The sequence below is a fragment of the Phorcysia thermohydrogeniphila genome (assembly GCF_004339575.1).
Classification (GTDB): domain Bacteria; phylum Aquificota; class Aquificia; order Desulfurobacteriales; family Desulfurobacteriaceae; genus Phorcysia; species Phorcysia thermohydrogeniphila.
Window position 1 is genome coordinate 262,426 of the sequence record NZ_SMFV01000002.1, and the last position, 20,719, is coordinate 283,144.

The 20,719-nt window shown below is 45.3% G+C and carries 24 protein-coding genes and 1 tRNA gene; 12 read left to right on the forward strand and 13 right to left on the reverse strand.

Features of this window, described 5'->3' with window-relative positions; genetic code table 11:
• Positions 1-33: 33 nt before the first annotated feature.
• Positions 34-330, forward strand: coding sequence for an ArsR/SmtB family transcription factor (locus CLV27_RS03960; RefSeq protein WP_132526039.1), 297 nt, complete (start codon positions 34-36; stop codon positions 328-330).
• On the opposite strand, the gene mraY is transcribed toward CLV27_RS03960, so the two are convergent.
• Genes mraY through CLV27_RS03995 form a run of 7 tightly spaced genes read right to left on the reverse strand, consistent with a single transcriptional unit; the run spans position 327 to position 6,994 of the window.
• A complete protein-coding gene (mraY, locus tag CLV27_RS03965; RefSeq protein WP_132526041.1) occupies positions 327-1,403 on the reverse strand; it encodes a phospho-N-acetylmuramoyl-pentapeptide-transferase in 1,077 nt (358 codons plus the stop codon). The two genes, CLV27_RS03960 and mraY, sit on opposite strands and share 4 nt — an antisense overlap.
• A gap of 3 nt (positions 1,404-1,406) precedes the next feature.
• Positions 1,407-2,474, reverse strand: coding sequence for an ABC transporter permease (locus tag CLV27_RS03970; RefSeq protein ID WP_132526043.1), 1,068 nt, complete (start codon positions 2,472-2,474; stop codon positions 1,407-1,409).
• Positions 2,464-3,453, reverse strand: a complete 990-nt coding sequence (locus CLV27_RS03975) for an ABC transporter permease (protein ID WP_132526045.1) — start codon at positions 3,451-3,453, stop codon at positions 2,464-2,466. Before CLV27_RS03975 ends, CLV27_RS03970 begins: the two co-directional genes overlap by 11 nt.
• 16 nt (positions 3,454-3,469) lie before the next feature.
• Positions 3,470-4,132, reverse strand: coding sequence for a 2,5-diamino-6-(ribosylamino)-4(3H)-pyrimidinone 5'-phosphate reductase (locus CLV27_RS03980; RefSeq protein ID WP_132526047.1), 663 nt, complete (start codon positions 4,130-4,132; stop codon positions 3,470-3,472).
• Positions 4,133-4,134: 2 nt separating this feature from the next.
• Entirely contained in the window at positions 4,135-4,758 is a 624-nt protein-coding gene (locus tag CLV27_RS03985; RefSeq protein WP_132526049.1) for a CDP-alcohol phosphatidyltransferase family protein, read from the reverse strand.
• Positions 4,758-6,092, reverse strand: a complete 1,335-nt coding sequence (locus CLV27_RS03990; RefSeq protein WP_132526051.1) for a UDP-glucose dehydrogenase family protein — start codon at positions 6,090-6,092, stop codon at positions 4,758-4,760. The genes CLV27_RS03985 and CLV27_RS03990 overlap by 1 nt, the downstream gene beginning before the upstream one ends.
• Positions 6,074-6,994: a Ppx/GppA phosphatase family protein gene (locus CLV27_RS03995; protein WP_132526053.1), complete on the reverse strand. Its 921-nt coding sequence runs from the start codon at positions 6,992-6,994 to the stop codon at positions 6,074-6,076. Before CLV27_RS03995 ends, CLV27_RS03990 begins: the two co-directional genes overlap by 19 nt.
• 59 nt (positions 6,995-7,053) lie before the next feature.
• Between CLV27_RS03995 and CLV27_RS04000 the strand changes: the two genes are divergently transcribed.
• The 6 genes from CLV27_RS04000 to CLV27_RS04025 all read left to right on the forward strand — a co-directional run bounded on the left by CLV27_RS04000 (position 7,054) and on the right by CLV27_RS04025 (position 11,433).
• On the forward strand, positions 7,054-7,650 hold the full coding sequence (locus CLV27_RS04000; protein ID WP_132526055.1) for a riboflavin synthase: 597 nt from the start codon (positions 7,054-7,056) through the stop codon (positions 7,648-7,650).
• Positions 7,647-8,873 carry an ABC transporter permease gene (locus CLV27_RS04005; protein WP_132526057.1) on the forward strand — a complete coding sequence of 409 codons (1,227 nt, stop codon included), beginning with the start codon at positions 7,647-7,649 and terminating at the stop codon, positions 8,871-8,873. Before CLV27_RS04000 ends, CLV27_RS04005 begins: the two co-directional genes overlap by 4 nt.
• Positions 8,874-8,875: 2 nt before the next feature.
• The gene (locus tag CLV27_RS04010) at positions 8,876-9,349 is read left to right on the forward strand and encodes an N-acetyltransferase (protein WP_132526059.1); all 474 of its coding nucleotides are present in this window, start codon (positions 8,876-8,878) and stop codon (positions 9,347-9,349) included.
• The gene (gene tyrS / locus CLV27_RS04015) at positions 9,346-10,569 is read left to right on the forward strand and encodes a tyrosine--tRNA ligase (RefSeq protein ID WP_132526061.1); all 1,224 of its coding nucleotides are present in this window, start codon (positions 9,346-9,348) and stop codon (positions 10,567-10,569) included. The genes CLV27_RS04010 and tyrS overlap by 4 nt, the downstream gene beginning before the upstream one ends.
• A gap of 3 nt (positions 10,570-10,572) precedes the next feature.
• Positions 10,573-11,235, forward strand: a complete 663-nt coding sequence (locus tag CLV27_RS04020) for a hypothetical protein (RefSeq protein ID WP_132526063.1) — start codon at positions 10,573-10,575, stop codon at positions 11,233-11,235.
• Between the two features lie 120 nt (positions 11,236-11,355).
• A tRNA-Pro gene (locus tag CLV27_RS04025) sits at positions 11,356-11,433 on the forward strand.
• Position 11,434: 1 nt separating this feature from the next.
• Here CLV27_RS04025 and uvrB read toward each other — a convergent pair.
• From uvrB to CLV27_RS04045, 4 genes are all read right to left on the reverse strand, one after another.
• On the reverse strand, positions 11,435-13,423 hold the full coding sequence (uvrB, locus tag CLV27_RS04030) for an excinuclease ABC subunit UvrB (protein ID WP_132526065.1): 1,989 nt from the start codon (positions 13,421-13,423) through the stop codon (positions 11,435-11,437).
• Positions 13,424-13,427: 4 nt separating this feature from the next.
• Entirely contained in the window at positions 13,428-13,637 is a 210-nt protein-coding gene (locus CLV27_RS04035; RefSeq protein ID WP_132526067.1) for a DUF2283 domain-containing protein, read from the reverse strand.
• 303 nt (positions 13,638-13,940) lie between these two features.
• Positions 13,941-15,263, reverse strand: coding sequence for an adenylosuccinate lyase (purB, locus tag CLV27_RS04040; RefSeq protein ID WP_132526069.1), 1,323 nt, complete (start codon positions 15,261-15,263; stop codon positions 13,941-13,943).
• 30 nt (positions 15,264-15,293) lie between these two features.
• Positions 15,294-16,145 (reverse strand): RluA family pseudouridine synthase, encoded by an 852-nt coding sequence (locus tag CLV27_RS04045; protein WP_132526071.1) that lies wholly within the window; start codon positions 16,143-16,145, stop codon positions 15,294-15,296.
• A gap of 125 nt (positions 16,146-16,270) precedes the next feature.
• Between CLV27_RS04045 and CLV27_RS04050 the strand changes: the two genes are divergently transcribed.
• Positions 16,271-16,885, forward strand: a complete 615-nt coding sequence (locus CLV27_RS04050; RefSeq protein ID WP_132526073.1) for a peroxiredoxin — start codon at positions 16,271-16,273, stop codon at positions 16,883-16,885.
• Here the strand turns inward: CLV27_RS04050 and CLV27_RS04055 are convergent.
• Positions 16,882-17,892: a polysaccharide deacetylase family protein gene (locus tag CLV27_RS04055; protein WP_165863674.1), complete on the reverse strand. Its 1,011-nt coding sequence runs from the start codon at positions 17,890-17,892 to the stop codon at positions 16,882-16,884. The two genes, CLV27_RS04050 and CLV27_RS04055, sit on opposite strands and share 4 nt — an antisense overlap.
• Positions 17,864-18,664 carry a glucosaminidase domain-containing protein gene (locus CLV27_RS04060; protein ID WP_243644867.1) on the reverse strand — a complete coding sequence of 267 codons (801 nt, stop codon included), beginning with the start codon at positions 18,662-18,664 and terminating at the stop codon, positions 17,864-17,866. Before CLV27_RS04060 ends, CLV27_RS04055 begins: the two co-directional genes overlap by 29 nt.
• A gap of 90 nt (positions 18,665-18,754) precedes the next feature.
• Between CLV27_RS04060 and CLV27_RS04065 the strand changes: the two genes are divergently transcribed.
• The 4 genes from CLV27_RS04065 (at position 18,755) to CLV27_RS04080 (ending at position 20,719) form a co-directional block, all read left to right on the forward strand.
• Positions 18,755-19,333, forward strand: a complete 579-nt coding sequence (locus CLV27_RS04065) for a Fe-S-containing hydro-lyase (RefSeq protein WP_132526077.1) — start codon at positions 18,755-18,757, stop codon at positions 19,331-19,333.
• A 74-nt stretch (positions 19,334-19,407) separates the two neighbouring features.
• On the forward strand, positions 19,408-19,773 hold the full coding sequence (locus tag CLV27_RS04070; protein WP_132526079.1) for an NADH-quinone oxidoreductase subunit A: 366 nt from the start codon (positions 19,408-19,410) through the stop codon (positions 19,771-19,773).
• Positions 19,764-20,237 (forward strand): NADH-quinone oxidoreductase subunit B, encoded by a 474-nt coding sequence (locus CLV27_RS04075; RefSeq protein WP_132526081.1) that lies wholly within the window; start codon positions 19,764-19,766, stop codon positions 20,235-20,237. The genes CLV27_RS04070 and CLV27_RS04075 overlap by 10 nt, the downstream gene beginning before the upstream one ends.
• Entirely contained in the window at positions 20,234-20,719 is a 486-nt protein-coding gene (locus tag CLV27_RS04080) for an NADH-quinone oxidoreductase subunit C (protein WP_132526083.1), read from the forward strand. The genes CLV27_RS04075 and CLV27_RS04080 overlap by 4 nt, the downstream gene beginning before the upstream one ends.

Sequence of the window (20,719 nt, forward strand, 5' to 3'; positions counted from 1 at the left end):
TAAAATACATCCATCCGAGCAGGGAGGTAGTGGATGGACGAAACGTGCCAGAAGTTTTACGAAAAGTATAACGAATATGCTAGGCTCTTTGAAATCCTCTCTAACCCCATAAGAATCGGCATCATTGTAATGCTTGCGAAAGGGCCAAAAAGACCTAAGGAAATAAGGGAAAAGCTGGGAGTCCCTCAATCACTCCTCTCACAACATGCATCAATACTGAGGGAGATGGGGATAATAGAGAAAGTTGATAGGTTTAACGTTAAATCGCCGTGTAGGCTGAAAAATCCTAGGGTTTTGGAGATACTGAAGGCTGCTGGAATAGAGTTTTAGCGAATTTTTAGCATACTTAAGGCTAAAAGTGCAAGAATTATTGAAATTATCCAGAACCTGACTGTTATTTTAGGTTCCTCCCATCCTTTTTTCTCAAAGTGGTGGTGAAGGGGGGCCATTTTAAAGATTCTTCTGCCCTCTCCGTACTTTCTCTTCGTGTACTTAAAGTAGTAGCGTTGAACGATTACAGATAGTGTCTCAAGGACAAAAATTCCTCCTGCAATTGCGAGAATAAACTCTTGCTTTGTAAGGATGGCGACTGTTCCAAGGAGAGCTCCCAGCGACAGCGACCCAACGTCCCCCATAAAGACGTCGGCCGGGTAAGCGTTAAACCAGAGAAAAGCTAAGGAAGCGCCTATCACTGCGGCGCAGATTATTGTTAGCTCTCCCGTCCCGGGGACGTAGGGAAGCTGAAGGTATTGAGAGAGCTTTACGTTACCGATAACGTAGGAGAAAACCATAAACACGAAGGAAGTGGTTATCACTGGTCCTATTGCAAGGCCATCAAGTCCATCTGTTAGGTTTACGGCGTTTGAAGTTCCAACTATTACAAACACAGCCCAAGGGATAAAGAGTAGCCCTAAGTCTATATGGAGGTTCTTAAAGACGGGGAAGTAAAGTTCCGTAGAGAACCCCATCTTGTAGAGGGCAACAGCGATAACCGTTGCTACGGCGACCTGAGAGAAGAACTTTTTCTTCTCTGAAAGACCTTCTGGATTTTTCTTCTTCGCCTTTATGTAGTCATCAATAAAGCCGATAACACCAAATCCTATAACGGCCGTTATAACGAGCCAAACGTAAGGGTTTTTCAAGTTGTTCCAGAAGAGAACGGAGATAAGTAGGGCTGTGATTATGAGAAGTCCTCCCATTGTGGGGACGTTTTTCTTCTTGTGGGTCTCTGGAAGGTACTCCTTAACTGTCTGTTTGAACTGTAAATCCTTGAGTTTCTTCTCAAAGTAGGGGTAGAGGGCAAAGCCTATGAACATGGCCGTTATGGCGGCGTAGATACTTCTAAAGGTGATGTACTTAAAGAGAACTATCCCAAAAACCTGATAGAACAGGAAGTAGAGCATCCGTTACCTCTCTAACTTTACGTCAAAGTAGTCCCTTAAGCCGTCACCGAGGAGGTTAAAGGCCACTATAACTGAAAAAATGGCAAATCCCGGAAGAAGTACCCACGGGTAAGCGGAGAGTGTATGAACGTTAGTAGCCTCAGAGAGCATGTTACCCCATGAGGGGTACGGCTCTTGGATTCCAAGCCCTATAAGGCTAAGGGCCGACTCTCCGAGGATGTAACTCGGAACGCTAAGTGTCGCGGCAATGATAACATAAGAGAGAGTGTTTGGGATAACGTGTCTAAAAATTACGTAAAGGTGACTGCCTCCGAGAACTCTTGCTGCCTTTACAAACTCCTGTTCCCTTATTGATAGGACCATTCCCCTTATTACTCGGGAAAGTCCAGCCCACCCGATAAGTGAGAGGATTGCGACGATAATTATGAATACAAGGACGCTTGGCATATCCACCGGAAACATTGAGCGAAGGGCAAGCATTAAGTAAAAAGCAGGGAAGGCCATGAGAATCTCTATGAGCCTCATTATGACGTTATCTACTTTGCCACCAAAGTAGCCGGCGATGGAGCCGACCAGAATGCCTATGGAGAACGAAATAGCTACCCCTATAAGTCCTATGGTTAGGGATATCCTAGTTCCGTATAGAAGCCTTGAGAATATGTCCCTTCCGAGCCTGTCCGTTCCAAGCAGGAATACGTGTCCATCCCCTTCAACGCCAAAAAGGTGAATGTCCGTCTTTATGAAGCCGAGGAGGTAGTGAGTTTCTCCTTTTACAAAGAACTTTATCGGGTAAATCTTGGAGTAATCTGTTTCGTAGGTTTTTGTAACGGGGTCTACGAGGCAGTGGCCGTAAACGAAGGGTCTTAGGTGAAATTTTCCTTCCCTGTCAAAAAAGTGGATAGGGGTCGGTGGATGGTATGGATACTGTCTAAACTGGGTATCGTATGGGTAGGGGGCTATAAAGTCGGCAAAGAGGGCAATAAAGTACAGGAAGACGAGGAAGGCTAAGGAGTAAGCTGCAAGCTTGTTTTTGGCGTAGAGCTTTTCAATGAAGGAGGTCCTACCTGACAACTTTTCCCTCTACCTCTTTTTCCCTAATTCTTGGGTCGTTTAGGGCAAGGAGGATGTCTGCAATTAGGTTTCCTACGACAAGCATGATTCCACCGATGTAGAGAGAGCCCATCACTAAGAAGAGGTCCTGAGACATAACGGCGTCAAACATTAGCCTTCCCATTCCCGGCCACGCCGTGATTATTTCTATAAGGGCAGCTCCCGAAAGTAGTCCGGCTATATCAAAACCTATGAGGGTCAGAAAGGGGTTCATGGCGTTTCTAAAGGCGTGTTTCATAACTACTGTTCTGTAGGGAAGTCCTTTGGCAATGGCCACTTTAACGTAGTCCTTGTTTAGCTCCTCTATTATGGTGCTCCTTACAAGCCTTAAAAGTCCTGCGATACTTCCAACAATGAGAACTGTAAGGGGTATCGCCATGTGCCAGAGCCTATCGGCAATTTTTCCGATTAGGGAGAGCTCCTCGTAGTTTTCTGATACAACTCCACCTATCGGAAAGAGTCCCGTTTTTGAAGCAACGTACATCAGTATGAAGGCTAAGAAGAAGTTGGGAAGTGATATTCCGAAGAGGGAAAAGAGTGTAATTATCCTGTCAAGGAGTTTGCCGTTGTAAACTCCGGCGATAATCCCGAGGGGTACTGCAATTAGCCAAGAGAGGATAAAGGAGGAGACCGTAAGCTGGAGAGTGTTAATTAGCCTTTCGCCGATTAGCTCTGTTACGGGCTTGTGGTATGCAAAGGAGTATCCGAGGTTAAACTGGAGTGCGTTGATTAACCAGTGGAAATACTGTAGAAGTAAGTTTTGGTCAAGGCCGTAAGATTTGCGGAGTTCCTCAATCGTTTCCTTTGAAATCGCGGGGTTCATCTCTAACTGTGTAAAAAAGTCCCCCGGAGCAAGCTTAATAACGAGGAAGGATACAAAAGTCATCCCGATGATTATGGGTATCATCTGAAGGAGGCGTTTTAAGAGGAAAAGGAGCATTGTCTATACCCTGTTTTTACGCCCTCTCATACTCGGTTATTATCTGGTTACCACACTGAAAGACCCTTTTAATTTTGAACTTTTTAACGGCATCAAGGCTTTTAAAACCTTCCCCTGACATTAAGGATGGAACGTCATCTCCCCCAACAACTACCGGAAGGTGAATTAGCCTTATCTCGTCAACCAAATCGTTCTTTATGAGCTCCCAGTTAACTTTACTGCCTCCTTCAACCATGAGCTTTTTTATGCCCATCTCGTAGAGCTTTTCAAAGAGCTCCACAAAGTCCACCCTGTCCTTCCCTGCAACGATTACCTTAGCTCCTCTTTCCTCTATAGCCTTTATTTTTTCTTTGGGAGCTCTCTCAGAAACTGCAATTACCGTTGGAGCAACTTCCGTGTTTAAAACGTTTGATTCAAGGGGAATATCTGCCGTTGAGGAAGGAATGATTCTTGTTGGGTTCTCTCCCTCAACGTACCTAACCGTCAGGTTGGGGTTATCTATCCTGACGGTGTTTGCTCCCACCATTATTCCGTCACATTCAGCCCTTATGGCGTGAAGGTACTTGTTGGCTTCATCGTCCATCAGCTTCATTATCTCCTTGCTGGAAACGCCCTTTGCAAGGGTCAACTTACCGTCAATGGTAACTTCCGAAACTATCATTACGTAGGGTCTTTTCATAGCTACTCCTCGTAAACCTTACCGTATCTTTTGTAGAGGTAGTAAACCCTGTGCATCAGGGATAGGAAAGTCATAACGGCAATGAACTCTATTCCGTAGGTTAGGGACTTCTGGTAAAAGGGGTAAACGATGGAGCTTATAAATAGAACTGCGAAGGTTTCCGGCCTGCCGAAAAAGCCCGTGCTCTCTAAGGGGTCTTTTATCTTTCCTACCTTCCTCTCCTCGTAACCTATCTCTGCGTAGGCTACCGGCTTTATGAAGGTGTGAAGCATACTGGCCACTACAACGAAGAGGGCAACCCACTCGGAGGAGTACTTGAGGGCAACTGCTCCAAGGACAAAGCCGTCAACCCACTTATCGGCAAGCCAGTCAAAGACAGCTCCAAACTTAGTGGCTTTCCTGTTGTTGACTGCAACGTAACCGTCACAGAGGTCAAGAACCCCTGAGGCAAATAGAAGGAAAGCCCCTATAACGGGGTGGCCCAAGTAGTAAAGTAAAGCTGCAATTGTTCCCGTAACGATGGCCATTAATGTTACGGTGTTTGGGGATACGTTCGTTTTTGCAAGAACCCAACCAAACGGGGAGTATAGCTTTTTGAGAGAGTCTCTCTTACTGGTAATGTTCATTACGGTCTCCCTATGCTTTCATAGGTGCAAATACTCTTCATGACGGAAGGTTCCCAGAGGTTTCTTCCGTCTATTACCACTTTTCCCGTAAGTTTATCAAAATCAACGTCCCTGAACTCTTCCCACTCTGTAACGAGTATCAGGGCGTTTGCCCCTTCAAGAGCCTTGTCCTTTTCTGTGACGAACTGGAGACGCTCACCGTACTTTTCAATCTCCCTGCTGAAAACTCTCTTTGCGTTCTGTAGGGCTACAGGGTCGTAAGCCTTTACGGTAGCGCCAAGCTCAAGGAGCTTTCTGATTATGGGGATTGATGGGGCTTCTCTCATGTCGTCGGTTTCTGGCTTGAAGGCAAGTCCCCATACTGCAACCGTCTTTCCTTCAAGGTTTGGTATGTGTTTTAGAAGTTTCTCAACAGGCTTAAGTTTCTGCCTCTCGTTTACTTCAATAACGGCTTCAAGGATTTTGGGCTCTCCGTCTACCTGCTTTGCCGTATAGATGAGGGCTTTTACGTCCTTTGGGAAACAGCTCCCGCCAAAACCGCAACCAGCGCCTAAGAAATAAGGGCTTATCCTGTGGTCAAGTCCCATTCCCCTTGCAACTACAGTTACGTCTGCCCCTGTGGCCTCACAGATGTTTGCTATCTCGTTGATAAAGGAGATTTTTGTTGCTAAGAAGGCGTTTGATGCGTACTTAATCATCTCTGCCGTCGGTAGGTCGGTTATTATCATTGCCGGCTGGAGCTTCTCGTAAAGGGAGGCTACCATTCCGGCAATGTCCCTGTTATCTGCTCCAACAACTACCCTGTCCGGGTTCATAAAGTCCTCTACTGCCTTGCCTTCCCTTAAGAATTCGGGGTTTGATACGACTTCAAATCTCTCCTCAGGGTTCTTTATACCTCTTTTGCGAAGGAGCTCCGCTATAAACTCCTTTGCCCACCTTCCAGTCCCGACCGGAACGGTAGATTTGTTTACTATTACCTTAAAGTCCTCATCTCCTATCTGCTCTGCTATGCTCCTGTAGGCGCTTTCAACGTATGAAAGGTCTGCTGAGCCGTCCTCCTTTGATGGCGTTCCGACGGCGATAAAGATGAAGTCTGAGTTCTTGACGGCGTAGGCGTAATCGGTTGTGAACTCTATGTTTCCCTTCTCAAGAGCTCTCTGCAAAATTTTGTCCAGTCCCGGCTCGTAAATGGGGATTTCTCCTCTTTTTAGCCTCTCAATCTTTGTCTCGTCTATGTCAAGGCCTATAACTTTGTGTCCCAAGTAGGCAAAGCATGCACCGGAAACAAGACCTACGTACCCAGTTCCAATTACAGCTATCCTCTTTGTTGACATTTTAAGGCCTCCTTCAGTGCTAAAGCGTAAAGTAAGCCCAGTTCACTAACAGTCAATTCTTTAACTTCAAAGACTTCGCAGAAGACCTTGAAAAAGGCCAGTCCCGGAATTATTACGTCGGCCCTTTTCTCTTCAAGTCCCTCTACCTTTTTCCTCTCCTCCATCCTCATTGAGGAGAGCTCCCTGTACCACCTCTCAATCATCTCCCTCGTTACCCTGTAGCCGTGAACGACTTCCGGTTTATAAACTATCATTTTCTCTTCCATAGCAACGACTGAGGTAATCGTTCCTCCTACGGCGTAAACGACAGGCTTTTCCTTTATCTTTGGCTTTATCTTGGAGAGCTCTCCCCTTATAAAACCTTCCATTTTGAGGAGCTCTTCACTTTTTGGGGGGTCAGACTTTATGAAAGTTTCGTAGAGTGCAACGACGCCAAACTTAAGGCTCGTTAAAAACTCAATTTCCTCTCTGCTCCCGTAGACTATCTCAGTGCTTCCACCTCCAAGGTCAACGGTCATCGCCTTCTGATTTGGGTTAAAGTGGAGAACGTTTGCCCAGAAGACGAGCTCTGCCTCCTCTCTATCCTGCAGGATTTCTATCTCAAAGCCCAGTTCTGAGGCAGCTGCCAAGAACTCGGAGGCGTTCTCTGCTACCCTCGCAGCTTCTGTTGTTACTACTATAACCTTTTCTACGCAGTAACTCTCTATAATCTCCTTAAACTCCCTGAGTGCGTTAATCGTCCTCTCTATTCCCTCTCTTGAGAGCCTTTTTCTTTCTCTGACCCCCTCACCAAGGCGGGTTACTCTTCCGGTTTTGAATATCTCGTGAACTTTTCCATCTTTTATTTCAGAGATTAGAAGTCTTGTTGAGTTTGTTCCTACGTCAACAGTTGCTATTTTCAAACCTCTTTTCCTCCCCTGTTATAAATTTTGGATATCAAATTTTACACGAGGAGTAGCCTATGTTCACAGGCCTTGTTGAGGAGGTAGGGAGAGTATTAGAGCTGAGGAGGTCTTCCTCATTCGGTAGGTTGAAGGTAAAGTGTTCCAAGGTTCTTGAGGACGTTAAGGAGGGAGATAGCGTAGCCGTTAACGGTGTATGTCTTACAGTTGTAGAGATTGGAGCTAACCATCTGCTCTTTGACGTTTCTGCTGAGACCCTTAGAAGGACGACTGTAGGAAGTTTTAAATCGGGAGACCCCGTTAACCTTGAGAGAGCTCTAAGGCTTTCAGATAGGCTTGGAGGGCACATTCTACAGGGACACGTGGACACGACAACAAAACTGATGGGAGTGAAGAGGGAAGGAAACGGCTTCGTATTTACTTTCCGCTTACCTCCAAATTTTTCCCACTTAGTCGTTGAGAAAGGCTCAGTTGGAATAGACGGAATAAGCCTTACTGTTGCAAATCTTTTTAGCGATTCCTTTACGGTGGCTGTTATACCCCACACTTACGAGAACACCAACCTTAAATACCTTAGACCGGGGGAGCTTGTAAACGTTGAGTTTGACATAATTGGAAAGTACGTTGAGAGAATCTTAAAGGCTTGGAAGAGATGAACACTTTAATTAGGTGGCTGGTTCTAAGGGGTTTCCGTCTCAAAAAAGGTTACTTTTCCTTTGCCTTCTTTATTGCCGTTCTTGGGGTTATCGTCGGCGTAGCAGCCCTGATAGTCGTTAACGCCGTAATGACAGGTTTTCAGGACGCCATTAAGGAGAGACTCCTCTCAAGCAACGCCGACATCATCGTTATGAAAAGGAGTGGGAGCTTCTATAAGTATGAGTACGCAGAGAGGAAAATCTCAGAAATTCCCCACGTTGTCGGGACGGAAGAGTTCCTCTACGTTCCCGTTATGGCGACTTCTACCGATGTTTCAGCTGCAACAAGCGCCTCAATTAGGGGGTGTAACCCCGATAAAGAGCCCTTGGTTACCGACCTACCTAAGAAGCTCATCTTGGGAGACTGGGAGCTCTTTAAGTCTTCAAAAAACGGGGTTGTCATTGGGAAGATACTTGCAGATACTCTCGGTGTTACCCTCGGGGACGAGATAACCGTCTTTTCCCCGATTGGTAGAAAAACCCCTTTTGGAATCATCCCAAGGAGCACCAAATTTATTGTCGTTGGTATCTTTGAGGCCGGAATGTACCAGTTTGACTCCTCCTTAATTCTTGCCCACATAGATGCTGTGAGGAAAAAGTTCGGTTTTGGAGACGTTGTAACGGGAATTATGGTTAAGCTTGATAACCCTGAGCACGCCAAGGAGGTAGAGAAAAAGATAGAGGAGGTTTTAGGAGAGGACTACATAGCTCAAGACTGGATAAGTTTAAACAAGAGCCTCTTTTCTGCACTAAAGCTTGAGAAGTTGGCAATGTTCTTAATCCTTACCCTCATAGTTATCGTTGCCTCATTCAACATATCAAGCCTTTTAATGATGACCGTTAACTCAAGGGCCCGAGAGATAGCTATCTTAAAGGCCGTTGGAGCTCTTGACTCCTTCATACTTAAGCTCTTTATCCTGAGGGGGCTCTTTATCGGCGTTGTTGGAACGGTAATTGGTGAGGTTATAGGAATTTCTGTTTCCCTCCTCGGTGAAAAGTATAAGCTCTTTCCGTTACCTCCCGACGTTTACTACATTGACCACCTACCCTTTAAGCTCCATATTTTTGACTGTTTAGTTGCAGCCCTCGCAGCTATACTTATAAGTGTCCTCGCTACAGTTTACCCGGCAAGGAAAGCTGCAAGAACCGACCCGGTTAAAGTTTTAAGGATGGGAGAGAGTTAACATTGGAAGGAACTGTAAGGAAGGCGAAAATTTCCGACGCTGAAAGGATACAGTACTTGATTAACGAGTACGCCAAGCAGGGACTCATGCTCCCCCGTTCAATAAACAGCATTTATGAGAACATAAGGGACTTCTGGGTTTATGAGGAAGGGGGAGAGGTTCTTGGAGTGTGTGCCCTTACGATTTTCTGGAACGACCTTGCAGAGATTCGCTCTTTGGCCGTTGACCCAAAGCACACGGGCAAGGGCATAGGGACTGCCCTTGTAAAGAAAGCCCTTGAAGAGGCCAAGGAATTTGGAATATACAGAGTCTTTACGCTAACCTATCAGGTGAAGTTTTTTGAAAAGCTTGGCTTTAAGGTTATTGACAAGAACACACTTCCCCATAAAATCTGGCGGGACTGTATAAACTGTGTAAAATTTCCAAACTGCGACGAGACTGCAATGGAAATCTGGCTAAAAGAGGTGGAGGGATGACACCGGAAGAGCAGCTGAGGATTATAAAGAGAGGAACTGCCGAGATAATTGGTGAAGAGGAGCTCCTTGAAAAGTTAAAAAGTGGCAAGGTATTGAGGGTAAAGGCCGGTTTTGACCCGACAGCTCCAGACCTTCACCTTGGACATACAGTTTTACTCTGGAAGTTAAGGGACTTTCAGGAGCTTGGACATAAAGTTTACTTCCTCATAGGCGACTTTACTGCAATGATTGGCGACCCTACTGGTAAATCTGAGACCCGTCCTCCTTTAAGCAGGGAGGAGGTCTTAAAGAACGCAGAAACTTACGCTCAGCAGGTATTTAAGATTCTTGACCCTGAAAAGACTGTAGTTGTCTTTAACAGCGAGTGGCTTGGAAAGCTATCGGCTACCGACCTTATAAAGCTTTCCTCAAAGTACACCGTTGCGAGGATGCTTGAAAGGGACGACTTTGCGAAGAGGTTTAAAGAAGGCCGTCCGATACACATCCACGAGTTTATATACCCACTCCTTCAAGGTTATGACTCCGTTGAGCTAAAGGCAGACGTTGAGCTCGGAGGAACTGACCAGAAGTTTAACCTCCTCATCGGGAGACACTTACAGAGGGAGTTCGGGCAAGAGGAGCAGGTCTGCATAATGATGCCCATCTTAGAGGGGCTTGACGGCGTTCAAAAGATGAGTAAGTCCCTTGGAAACTACATCGGGATATTAGAGCCTCCAGAGGAGCAGTTCGGAAAGGTCATGAGAATCTCTGATGAACTTATGTGGCGTTACTATAGGCTTGTTACTCGCATTCCTGAAGAAGAGATAGCTGAAATGGAAAAAGCTGTTCAGGAAGGTAAACTCCACCCAATGGAGGCGAAAAAGCGCCTTGCCGAAACGATAGTTAAGACCTTTCACGGGGAAGAAGCTGCAAGAAAGGCAAGGGAACACTTTGAGAGGGTGTTCTCTAAGAGGGAGCTCCCCGAAAACATCCCAGAACCTAAGATAACCGTTACCGAAAACCCAATCTGGCTTCCAAAGCTCTTAAAGCTTGTAGGACTTGTTTCTTCAACCTCTGAAGGAAGGAGACAGATAAGGGGAGGTGGAGTCAGGATAGACGGCGAAAAAATCCTTGACGAGAACTTTAAGGTTGACCTCCTTGAAAAGGAGTTTGTCCTTCAGGTTGGTAAGAGAAGGTTTGCAAGGATAAAGCCGGAGAACGTAAAGGTTGAAGGGACTTAAACGATGAACAAAGAGTTGGTTCAATTGGCTTTTTTGTTTTTACCGGGTTTATTGGGAGATTCTATACTCCGAAAGCTTACTGGAGTAAAAAGAGAAAGAGTTTGGCAAGACTTTGTTTCTGTTTTTGTTTTCGCTTTGTTGAGTTATTTACTATCGGAAATTACGCTGATGGGACTTAATTATTGTCTTGACATTAATATTCCTTTGGTTTTTCCCATTTTGGAAGATGGGAACGGTAACCGGCAAGCTTATTATCTTTCCGTAATTTTAGGCTCTATTTATGGAGTTTCGTTAGGCTTTTTGGGAGCTTTCATTGAAAGTAGAAATTTTATAAACAAAATGGGAATGCGTTTAAAGGTATCTAAAAGATATGGTGGTGAGGATGTTTGGAGCTTTTTTCATAAAACTTTCAATAAGGAGTTTGAATGGGTAATAGTTAGAGATCATAAGACAGACCTTGTCTACTATGGGCATATAGTGGCTTTCTCGGAGTCTGAGAAGGAGAGAGAGCTCTTGATGAGTAATGTTGATGTCTTCAGTAACGAAACAGGTGAAAAATTGTATAGTGCTGAATATATTTATATATGTCGCAATAGATATGATCTATCCATTGAGATAATGAGGGAAATGAATGAAGAAAGGAACGAAAGGCCCGAAGCAGATTAGTGAAGGTTGGCTCAATAAAGGTGGGGTTAATCCCTCACCTACGACAAAGAAACCTGTTTTGGGTTTTATCCCACCCCAGAAGCCTAAACCTACAAAAGTTTCTGGTGGGAAGAGTTAAAACGGGGCGTGGCGCAGCCTGGTTAGCGCGCTTGGTTCGGGACCAAGAGGTCGGGGGTTCAAATCCCCCCGCCCCGACCATTTAAGCAGGTATTAATAGTTTCCTCAGCTCCTTGATCCTGTCCCTTAACTCAGCTGCTCTCTCAAATTCCCAGTTCTTGGCAGCCTCTTTCATTTCCCTTTCAAGGCGGGCGATTTCTTCAAGGAGCTCCTCTTCCGTTCTCGGTATTCTCTCTCCCTTCTTTTTCTTTAACTTGTGGAAAGGTAGTAGCCCAGCATCCTCTAAGATGCTTGAGTCAAGGTTTCTCTTTACGGTTTGAGGGGTGATTCCGTGCTTTCTGTTGTACTCTTCCTGAATTCGTCTTCTCCTTTCCGTTTCCTCAATAGCCCTTTTCATTGATTGAGTAATTCTGTCGGCGTAGAGTATTACCTTGCCGTTTACGTTCCTTGCAGCCCTGCCGATTGTCTGAATTAAGGAGGTAGTTGAGCGCAAAAAACCTTCCTTGTCGGCGTCAAGAATCGCGACTAAGGAAACCTCTGGTAGATCAAGTCCTTCCCTTAAGAGGTTTACCCCGACTAAGACATCAAACTCTCCGCTCCTTAAACCCCTTATTATTTCAACCCTTTCAACAGAGTCTATCTCTGAGTGCATATACTTTGCCTTTATTTCCTTTTCAATGAGATACTCTGTTAACTCCTCGGCGCTCCTCTTTGTGAGGGTCGTTACGAGAACTCTCTCGTTTCTCTTAATTCTCTCCCTTATCTCTGAAAGGAGGTGGTCAATCTGCCCTTCTGTTTTCCTTACTTCAACAACGGGGTCTAAAAGTCCCGTCGGCCTTATTATCTGCTCAACCACCTTTTCGGAAACTGAGAGTTCAAACTCTCCGGGGGTGGCGGAGACAAATATGGCCTGTGGGACTCTTTCTAAGAACTCTTCAAAGTTTAGTGGGCGGTTGTCGTAGGCAGAGGGTAGGCGGAAGCCGTGCTCAACGAGGTTAAACTTCCTTGCCCTGTCTCCCCTCCACATTGCCCTTATCTGTGGAATCGTAACGTGGGACTCGTCTATGACTACTAAGAAGTCCTCAGGGAAGTAGTCTAAAAGGGTGTAAGGGGGCTCTCCGGGCTTTCTGCCGTCTAAGTGGCGTGAGTAGTTTTCAATTCCCTTACAGTGACCGACCTCTAAAAGGAGCTCCATATCGTACCGCGTTCTCTGTTCTAACCTCCTTGCCTCAAGCTCCTTTCCCTGTTTTAAAAAGTAGGCAATCCTCTCCTCAAGCTCCTTCTCTATGGACTTTACCGCCTCAACTATCCTTGAGTATGGGGTTGCGTAGTGGGAGGCTGGGTAAACGGTGTAAGAGTCAAAGGTCTTAAATACTTTCTGGTTGAAGTAGTCAAGCATAACTATTGAATCAACTTCATCGCCAAAGAGCTCCACCCTTACAAAAAAGTCCTCCGTGTCTGCCGGAAAGATGTCAATGACATCTCCCCTTACCTTAAAAATTCCCGGACGGAGGTCGTACTCGCTCCTCTCATACCCAAGGGTGACGAGCTTCCTTATGACTTCGTCCCTTTCAATCTCTTCTCCGACCGTAAACCTTAAAGAGAGGTTCTTGTAGTAGTCGGGAGAACCGAGGCCGTAGATGCAGGATACAGAAGCAACGACTATTACGTCCCTTCGGGTTAAAAGGGAGACGGTGGCAGAGTGGCGCATCCTGTCTATGACGGGGTTTATGGAGCAGTCCTTCTCTATGTAGAGGTCTCTGCTTGGGATGTAGGCCTCTGGCTGGTAGTAGTCGTAGTAGCTTATGAAGTACTCAACTGCGTTTTCTGGAAAGAAGTTCTTAAGCTCGTGGTAGAGCTGTGCTGCTAAGACCTTGTTGTGGGATATGACGAGGGTGGGCTTTTGAACTTCCTCTATGACTTTTGCAATTGTGTAGGTTTTTCCGCTTCCTGTTATTCCAAGTAAGGTCTGAAATCTAAGCCCTTTTTTTATCCCTTCTGAGAGCTCCCTTATAGCCTTTGGCTGGTCTCCCTTAGGAGTAAATGGTGATACTACCTTAAACTTTTTCATGGTTCTAAGCTGAAACCATAAGAAATTTTCCAATTAGAGGCAACTCAAGATTTTTTCGTTTGCTCCAGTCAAAAATTTCAATCCCAACAACCTCACCATTCTCGTCATAGTCAATGACAATTCCTTCGTCCTCTAAATGCTCACTCTCAACGGGATACTTATCGGTTAGTTCAATGACAAGAATGTCCACATCAGGGCTATACTTTACTCGCATAATCCTTTCCTCCGGAGATTACGGTCAAACATCAACGTTATAACCACCAATTTTTCTCTGCAAAGTTCTACCACTACTTTTAAACATCGGTCTTCCACCTTTTTAATGCGACATTCTCTATTGGGACGATTCTTATCTGGCAATACAAAGTCGGGAGAAGAGATAGCAAGTTCTACCAATTCTAAAGTCAAGGGCACTGGTGATTCTCTCTGTCTCCGATAAAATCTATCCCAAAAGTGTTTGGTATAGACTATTTCCACTTTTTACCTCGTTAAAAGGTGGGCAGAGCCCACCGGGAGGTAATTATTCGCCAAAAACTCTCTTGAATATGTAATCAACGTGTTTTGTGTGGTAGGAAAGGTCAAAGATGTCCTCAATTTCCTCCTCTGTTAGAACCTTCCTGACTCTCTCATCGCCCTTTAGGAGCTCCTTAAAGTCAGCCCCCTCGTTCCAGACCTTCATTGCGTTTTCCTGAACGATGGCGTAGGCATCTTCCCTTGTAAGTCCTCCCTTTTCAATGAGTGTGAGGAGAACTCTCTGGGAGAAAACGAGGCCTTTTAGGAGGTTTAGGTTCTTGAGCATGTTCTCCGGATAAACGACCAAGTTCTCTATGAGGTTCGCAAACTTCTGGAGCATGTAGTCAAGAGCTATACAAGCGTCTGGGAAGATTGTCCTCTCTGTTGAGGAGTGGGAGATGTCCCTTTCGTGCCATAGAGGTATGTTCTCCATTCCGACGATGCAGGCGCTTCTAACTACCCTTGCAAGTCCACAGAGCCTTTCAGAAAGTATCGGATTCCTCTTGTGGGGCATTGCAGAAGAGCCCTTCTGTCCCTTCCTGAAGGGTTCTTCAACTTCCCTTACTTCGGTTCTTTGAAGGTGTCTAATTTCAGTTGCAAACTTTTCAATTGATGATGCAGTTAGAGCCATTGCTGCTAAGAACTCAGCGTGTCTGTCTCTTTGAACTACTTGGTTTGAGGCCTTGGCGTAGCCTATTCCAAGCCTTTCGCAGGTCATTTCTTCAACTTTCGGGTCTATGTTTGCAAAAGTTCCGACAGCTCCAGAAATCTTTCCGACTGCCGCCCTCTCGGTTGCGGCCTTTAGCCTCTCGTAGTTTCTTCTCATCTCGTCGTACCAGATTGCAAGCTTTAAGCCAAAGGTTATTGGTTCAGCGTGAATTCCGTGAGTTCTACCTATCATAACTGTGTACTTGTGCTCAAAGGCACGCTTCTTTATGGCCTCCATGACTTTCTGGATGTCCTTTAAAAGGAGCTCCCCAGCCTGCTTTATCTGGAGGGCAAAGGCAGTGTCAAGCATGTCTGATGAAGTCATTCCAAAGTGGAGGTATTTGGCCTCTTCTCCTACAACCTCCCTTATGTAGGTGAGGAAAGCTATAACGTCGTGGTTTGTAACTGCCTCTATCTCGTTGATTCTCTTAACGTCAAACTCTTTTTCTCCTTCAAGGAAAGGTTTTACCTTTTCCTTTATTTTCTCTACTGCCTCCTTCGGAACTTTTCCGAGCTCTGCCCAAGCTTCTGCAACTGCAACCTCAACCTTTAGCCAGTTCCTGAGCTTATTCTGCTCGTCCCAGATAGCGCCCATTTCGGGGAGGGTGTATCTTGGTATCATTTCAAACCTCCGAAAAATTTTTGCGAGATTTTAACCTACTTCTTTTTCTATCACTTTGAGCTCCTCTTCTCCTCTTAAGATTCGCAAGAAAAGCTTAAAGTCCTCTGGAAAGGGAGCTTTTACGGAAACCGTCTTTTTCAGTATCGGGTGGGGGAACTCTATTTTTCGGGCGTGAAGGAGTATTCTCGGAGAAAAGAGGTGAATTTCCTTGTCCCACTTCCTCTTCCAGTAGTTAAACTCCCCAAGGACTGGGTGGTTGATTAGTGAAAGGTGTCTCCTTATCTGGTGCTTCCTTCCGGTCGGTATTTCAACCTCAAGGAGGGAAGTTCCGTTAAACTCTTCCAAGACTCTGAAAAGCGTTTCTGACGGTTTCCCGTCAAGGGGAACGTTTACCTTACCGCTCTTTTTCTTAAAGTTTCCTGCAGCGAGGCACAAGTAGACTTTTTTGACTCTCTTCTTCTTAAAGAGCTCCTTAAAACTTTCAAAGACCTTTCTCTCCTTGGCCGCTATCAGAGCTCCACTTGTCTGCTTGTCAAGCCTGTGGACGACTGTGTAGTCTTTATTTTTCCTTCTCAGTATCTCTTCAACGTTTGGAACATCTTTGTTACTATTTATGAATGGTGGTTTGTTGATTATGAGAATATACTCATCTTCGTAGAGTTTTTCTATTCTTTTTTCATCAAAAAGAAGATGGTTAAAGGAAACGTAAATGGAACTCTTAGCCTTTATTTTTTTGCGGTAAAAGAGTTCTTTTAGCCCATTTACGGAACACAGCCCTTCGTTTATCAACTTTTTTGCCCTCTTCTTACTGCCTGTAACCGTAGAAACGCACTCTATAAGTGGTTGTTCCCCTCTACTTTTAAGCTTAAAAAACTCCACCATTTTTTCTCTCCTGCTGTATGAATTTTATCTCTCTATTTTATAGACAAATTCAATCCTTTGAATAGTTGACTTAGGGAAGTTCTATAACTAAGTTTAAAACTGAAAATAACTTGCAGGAGGGAGACATGGCTCTCGTTGGACAAAAGGCTCCTGAGTTTGAACTCCAAGCCTATGACCCAAACACCGACAGCTACACGACCGTAAAGCTCTCTGATTACGTTCCTAACAACGAAGGTAAGTTCCTCGTTGTATGCTTCTATCCGGCAGACTTTACCTTCGTCTGACCAACAGAGCTGGCTGCGGTCGCAGCCAAATATGAGGAGATTAAGGCCCGTGGGGCAGAGGTAATTGCCATTTCTACGGACACTGTTTTCAGCCACCAGATTTTCTGCAAGGTTGAGCCTCTTATGAAGGACGTTAAATTCCTCCTTGCAGCAGACCCAACAGGAGAGACTGCAAGGAAGTACGGCGTCTACATTGAGGAAGCAGGTCTTGCAAGGAGAGGAAGGTTCATTATCAACCCTGACGGCATCATAGTAGCTGAAGAGGTTCTCAACCCACCAGTTGGTAGGAACGTCAACGAGCTCCTCAGACAGCTTGACGCTTGGAAGTACGTTTACGAGCATCCTGACGAGGCCTGCCCAGCTAACTGGAGACCCGGTAAGAAGACTCTCAAGCCCGGTCCAAGTATTGCTGGAAAAGTAGGAGAGGTAATTACGATAGATGAGATTCTCTCTTAATCCTTTCTTTGCCCCGCTCTGCGGGGCTTTTCTCCGTTAATCGCCAAGAAGAAAAACTCGGCCTTCCTTCCAGTTTCCCTGTTAAAACATCTTATTCCGATTCTCGTTTTAAGCCTTTTTATCTTCAAGGGAAAGGGAGATTCAACGACCTTTCCCTTTTTCTTTGCCTTTACCCAGCCATTTTCGGAAGTGTATATAGAACAGTTTTTGTACTTTTCGGGCTCTTTTAGGAGGAAACGGACTGTGACAGGATTTTCCTCTAAAAGCCCTATTTCCGGATAGTGGCTAACTACCGGAAGAGGTTCTATCTGGAGGTTCCTTACAAAATTTCTAAAGCCTGATAGTGAACCTACAACAGCCATTCTTGGAATGGGGTCTTCTTTACCGCTGTAGCTTCCCCTGTCCTGAGAAAGGAGGAGCTTGTATCCCTTCTTCTTGAAGAATTCAACGCTCAGCCTATCGTAGCTACCGTATGGGAAAGCGAAAAACTCAGGCTCACTGCCGAGGAGTTCTTTAAACCGCTTTCTTGAGAGCTCCTCCTCTTTTTCAAGAACTTTCAGGTATTCCTTAGGGGAGAGTTTTGCTCTTAAAACTGCTAAATCGGGGTGGCTGTACAGGTGATTTCCGAAGTCTGCGAGGCCGCTCTTTTGGAGCTCCTCTAACTCTTCTTTGGTTAAAAAGTCTGGATACCTTCCGACCGCTTCCATGTAGAGAAAGACAGTGAAAGGGAATCTGTATTCCTTAAGTATCTCAAAGGCTTTCATCGTTGTTCTGTAACCGTCGTCAATTGTTATTACAACGGTCTTTGGAGGAATGGCTTTCCCTGATGAGACAATCTTGTAGAGTTCTCTCAAGTGTATTACGTTGTAGCCGTTTTTCTTCAGGTATTCCATCTGCTTCCTGAAGTCCTGTAAAGAGACAGACGTTGAAGGATACCTTTCGTCACCAAAGCGGTGGTAAATTAGGATAGTAGCGTAGTTATCTGTTGCAAGGAGTCTCTTCGGCAAGAACAAACTTAGAATCGTCAAAGCGAGTAAAACCGTTCTTTTCAATAACATTTTTGACCAGCCTCACGTATTCGTCCCTTAGGGTTGAGTACTTCTCAAGGGCTTCAACTAAGGTGTAAACGTCGGCTCCTTTTTCCCTTGCCTTCCTGAATTCTTCATATGCCCAGCTGACGTTGATATTGTATATGTAGTCCTTAACCGACTGGTATAGGTTATCGTAGACTTTGAGGCAAACGTTGCTGTCTTTGGCCTTTATGCATTTTGTTTTATCCTTCATGGCGTACATGCCGAAGGCGTTGTTTGCCTCTGTAAAGAACCTTGAAGTTCCCCACCCGCTCTCAACGGCGGCCTGAGCTAAAATGAGGCTTACGGGAACAGCATCAACACGTCTTAAGAGTTCGGAGATAGTAGAGGCTTTGTACTTTTTAAGGATCTCCTCTAACTTCCTCTTTTCCTCCGGCGTCAGTTCTTTTTTGTTTGAAACCGAAACAACAAATTCCCTCTCTTTAAGAACCTCTTGGTTAGCCCTCACGATAAGGGGAAGCATTATTTCAACGAACTTTTTCTTTCTTTCTTCTGGTTTTAAGTGCTTTAGAGAGACGTGGGATGGAAAAAGTGTTTTAGACTCTTCATGAATGATTTCACAGACCTCTGAAATCGTGTTGGAGCTCTCTGCTGTTTCTTCGCTCTTCTTACACGTTAGAGTTCCTTCAGAGTTTATGAAAGAAAGCAGGGGAATCCCCGCTATTAGAATCCAGAGCCTGTGCTTCACTTGGCCTCCTATGCCTAATTTAAGGGTTTGCTAACCGCAAATTTATCTCGTTTGCTATACTATGATTATCCCCACCTTAGGAGGTTTTGCATGTCTGCAATAAGGATTACAACGCCAATTGATGAGAAAGTAATTGAAAAGCTCAAAGCTGGTGACTTTGTACTCATCTCTGGAGTCATCTACACAGCAAGAGATGCTGCCCACAAACGTATGGTAGAGGCCTTAGAAAGGGGTGAGGAGCTCCCCTTTGACCTTCAGGGACAGATAATCTACTACGCTGGTCCTGCCCCGGCTAAGCCCGGAAAACCTATTGGTTCTGTAGGACCAACCACAAGCTACAGGATGGACCCTTACGCGCCAAAGCTCTTAGAGGCCGGCCTTAAGGGAATGATAGGAAAGGGAACGAGGAGCAAAGAGGTAGTTGAGGCGATAAAGAAGTTTAAAGGCGTCTACTTTGGAGCTGTTGGAGGAGCTGCGGCCTACCTTGCAAGGTGCGTGAAGTCTGCAGAGGTCATTGCCTATGAGGACCTTGGGCCGGAAGCTGTAAGGAGACTCGTTGTAGAGGACTTTCCTGCCTTTGTGATAAACGACATTTACGGCAACGACCTTTACAAAATGGGAAGGTACAAGTATACAGAGGTTGAAGACCCAGCCCTCTTTGGATGTTAACAAAATGTTAACATCGTGCTATAATACCCATGCCTTTTTCCGAATATACAAAATAGCGGATAGAGGAGACTGAGTTGGGAAGTTACGTGGTTCTTTTCGTCTTCTTCCTCGTGGCTCTTGTTGTAGCCCTTTTAGTTCCAAACATTAACCTCATAACGAACCGTTTCCTGAAGATAAACAGGGACGTTGCTGGAAAGTATGAACCCTATGAGTGTGGAATACCGCAAGTTTCTCCCCTTAACAGGCGTTACTTTGCTCTTTTTTACGTCCTTGCACTTGTTTTTCTACTCTTTGACATTGAGACAGTTTTCCTCTTTCCGTGGGCTGTGGCCTTTAGGGAACTTGGAGTTCTTGGTTTTGTGGAGGCCTTTGTCTTTATAGCGATACTCCTTGTTGGTTTCTTTTACGCTGTAGCCAAGGGAGCTCTAAAATGGGACTAAGAAACGGAGTTTTCTTAGCAAGGCTACAGGACCTTATAAACTGGGGTAGGAAAGGGGCTCTTTGGCCTTTGGCCTTTGCGACTGCCTGCTGCGGAATAGAGATGATGGCCGCGGCGGCTTCCCGTTACGACTTTGACCGCTTTGGAGTTATCTTCAGGAACACTCCAAGGCAGTGTGACCTTCTGATAATGTGTGGAACGATAAGCAGAAAGATGGCTCCCATTATAAAAAGACTCTGGGAGCAGATGCCCGACCCTAAGTGGGCGATAGCGATTGGAAGCTGTGCAATTAGCGGAAACATCTTTCAGACCTACTCAACTCTAAGGGGACTTGACTGCATAGTTCCCGTTGACGTCTACGTTCCGGGCTGTGCTCCAAAGCCGGAGGCCTTTTACGAGGCCCTCATAATGCTTCAGGAAAAGATAAAGAAGGACAGACCTATAGTTCTTGACGGTGAAAAATGAGGTATGTAGCTCCAGAACTTGTTGAAAAACTAAAAAGAACTTTTCCAGAGGCTATAGAGTCTGTAGAGGAGTTTAGAGGAGAAGTAACGGTTACAGTTAAGAAAGAGTTCTTGCTTGAGTTTATGAGATTTTTAAAGGTGGATAAAGACTTTCAAATGGACATGCTCGTTGACGTTACTGCCGTTGACTACCCAGAGAACGAGCCCCGTTTTGTAGTTGTCTATCATCTTCGCTCCCTCTCAAAGAGGCATAACCTGAGAGTGAAGTGTTGGGCAGAAGGGGAAGAAGTTCCATCAGTTGTTGATATCTGGAAGACCGCCGAGTGGACAGAAAGGGAAGTTTATGAAATGTTCGGCGTAAGGTTCACAGGAAGGAAGCTAAGGAAACTCCTCCTTCCCCAGAAGTACCCCTACTTCCCTTTGAGAAAGGACTTCCCGCTTGAAGGGTACGAAGAGCCCTGTGAAGTTTGGGACTGGGAGTAA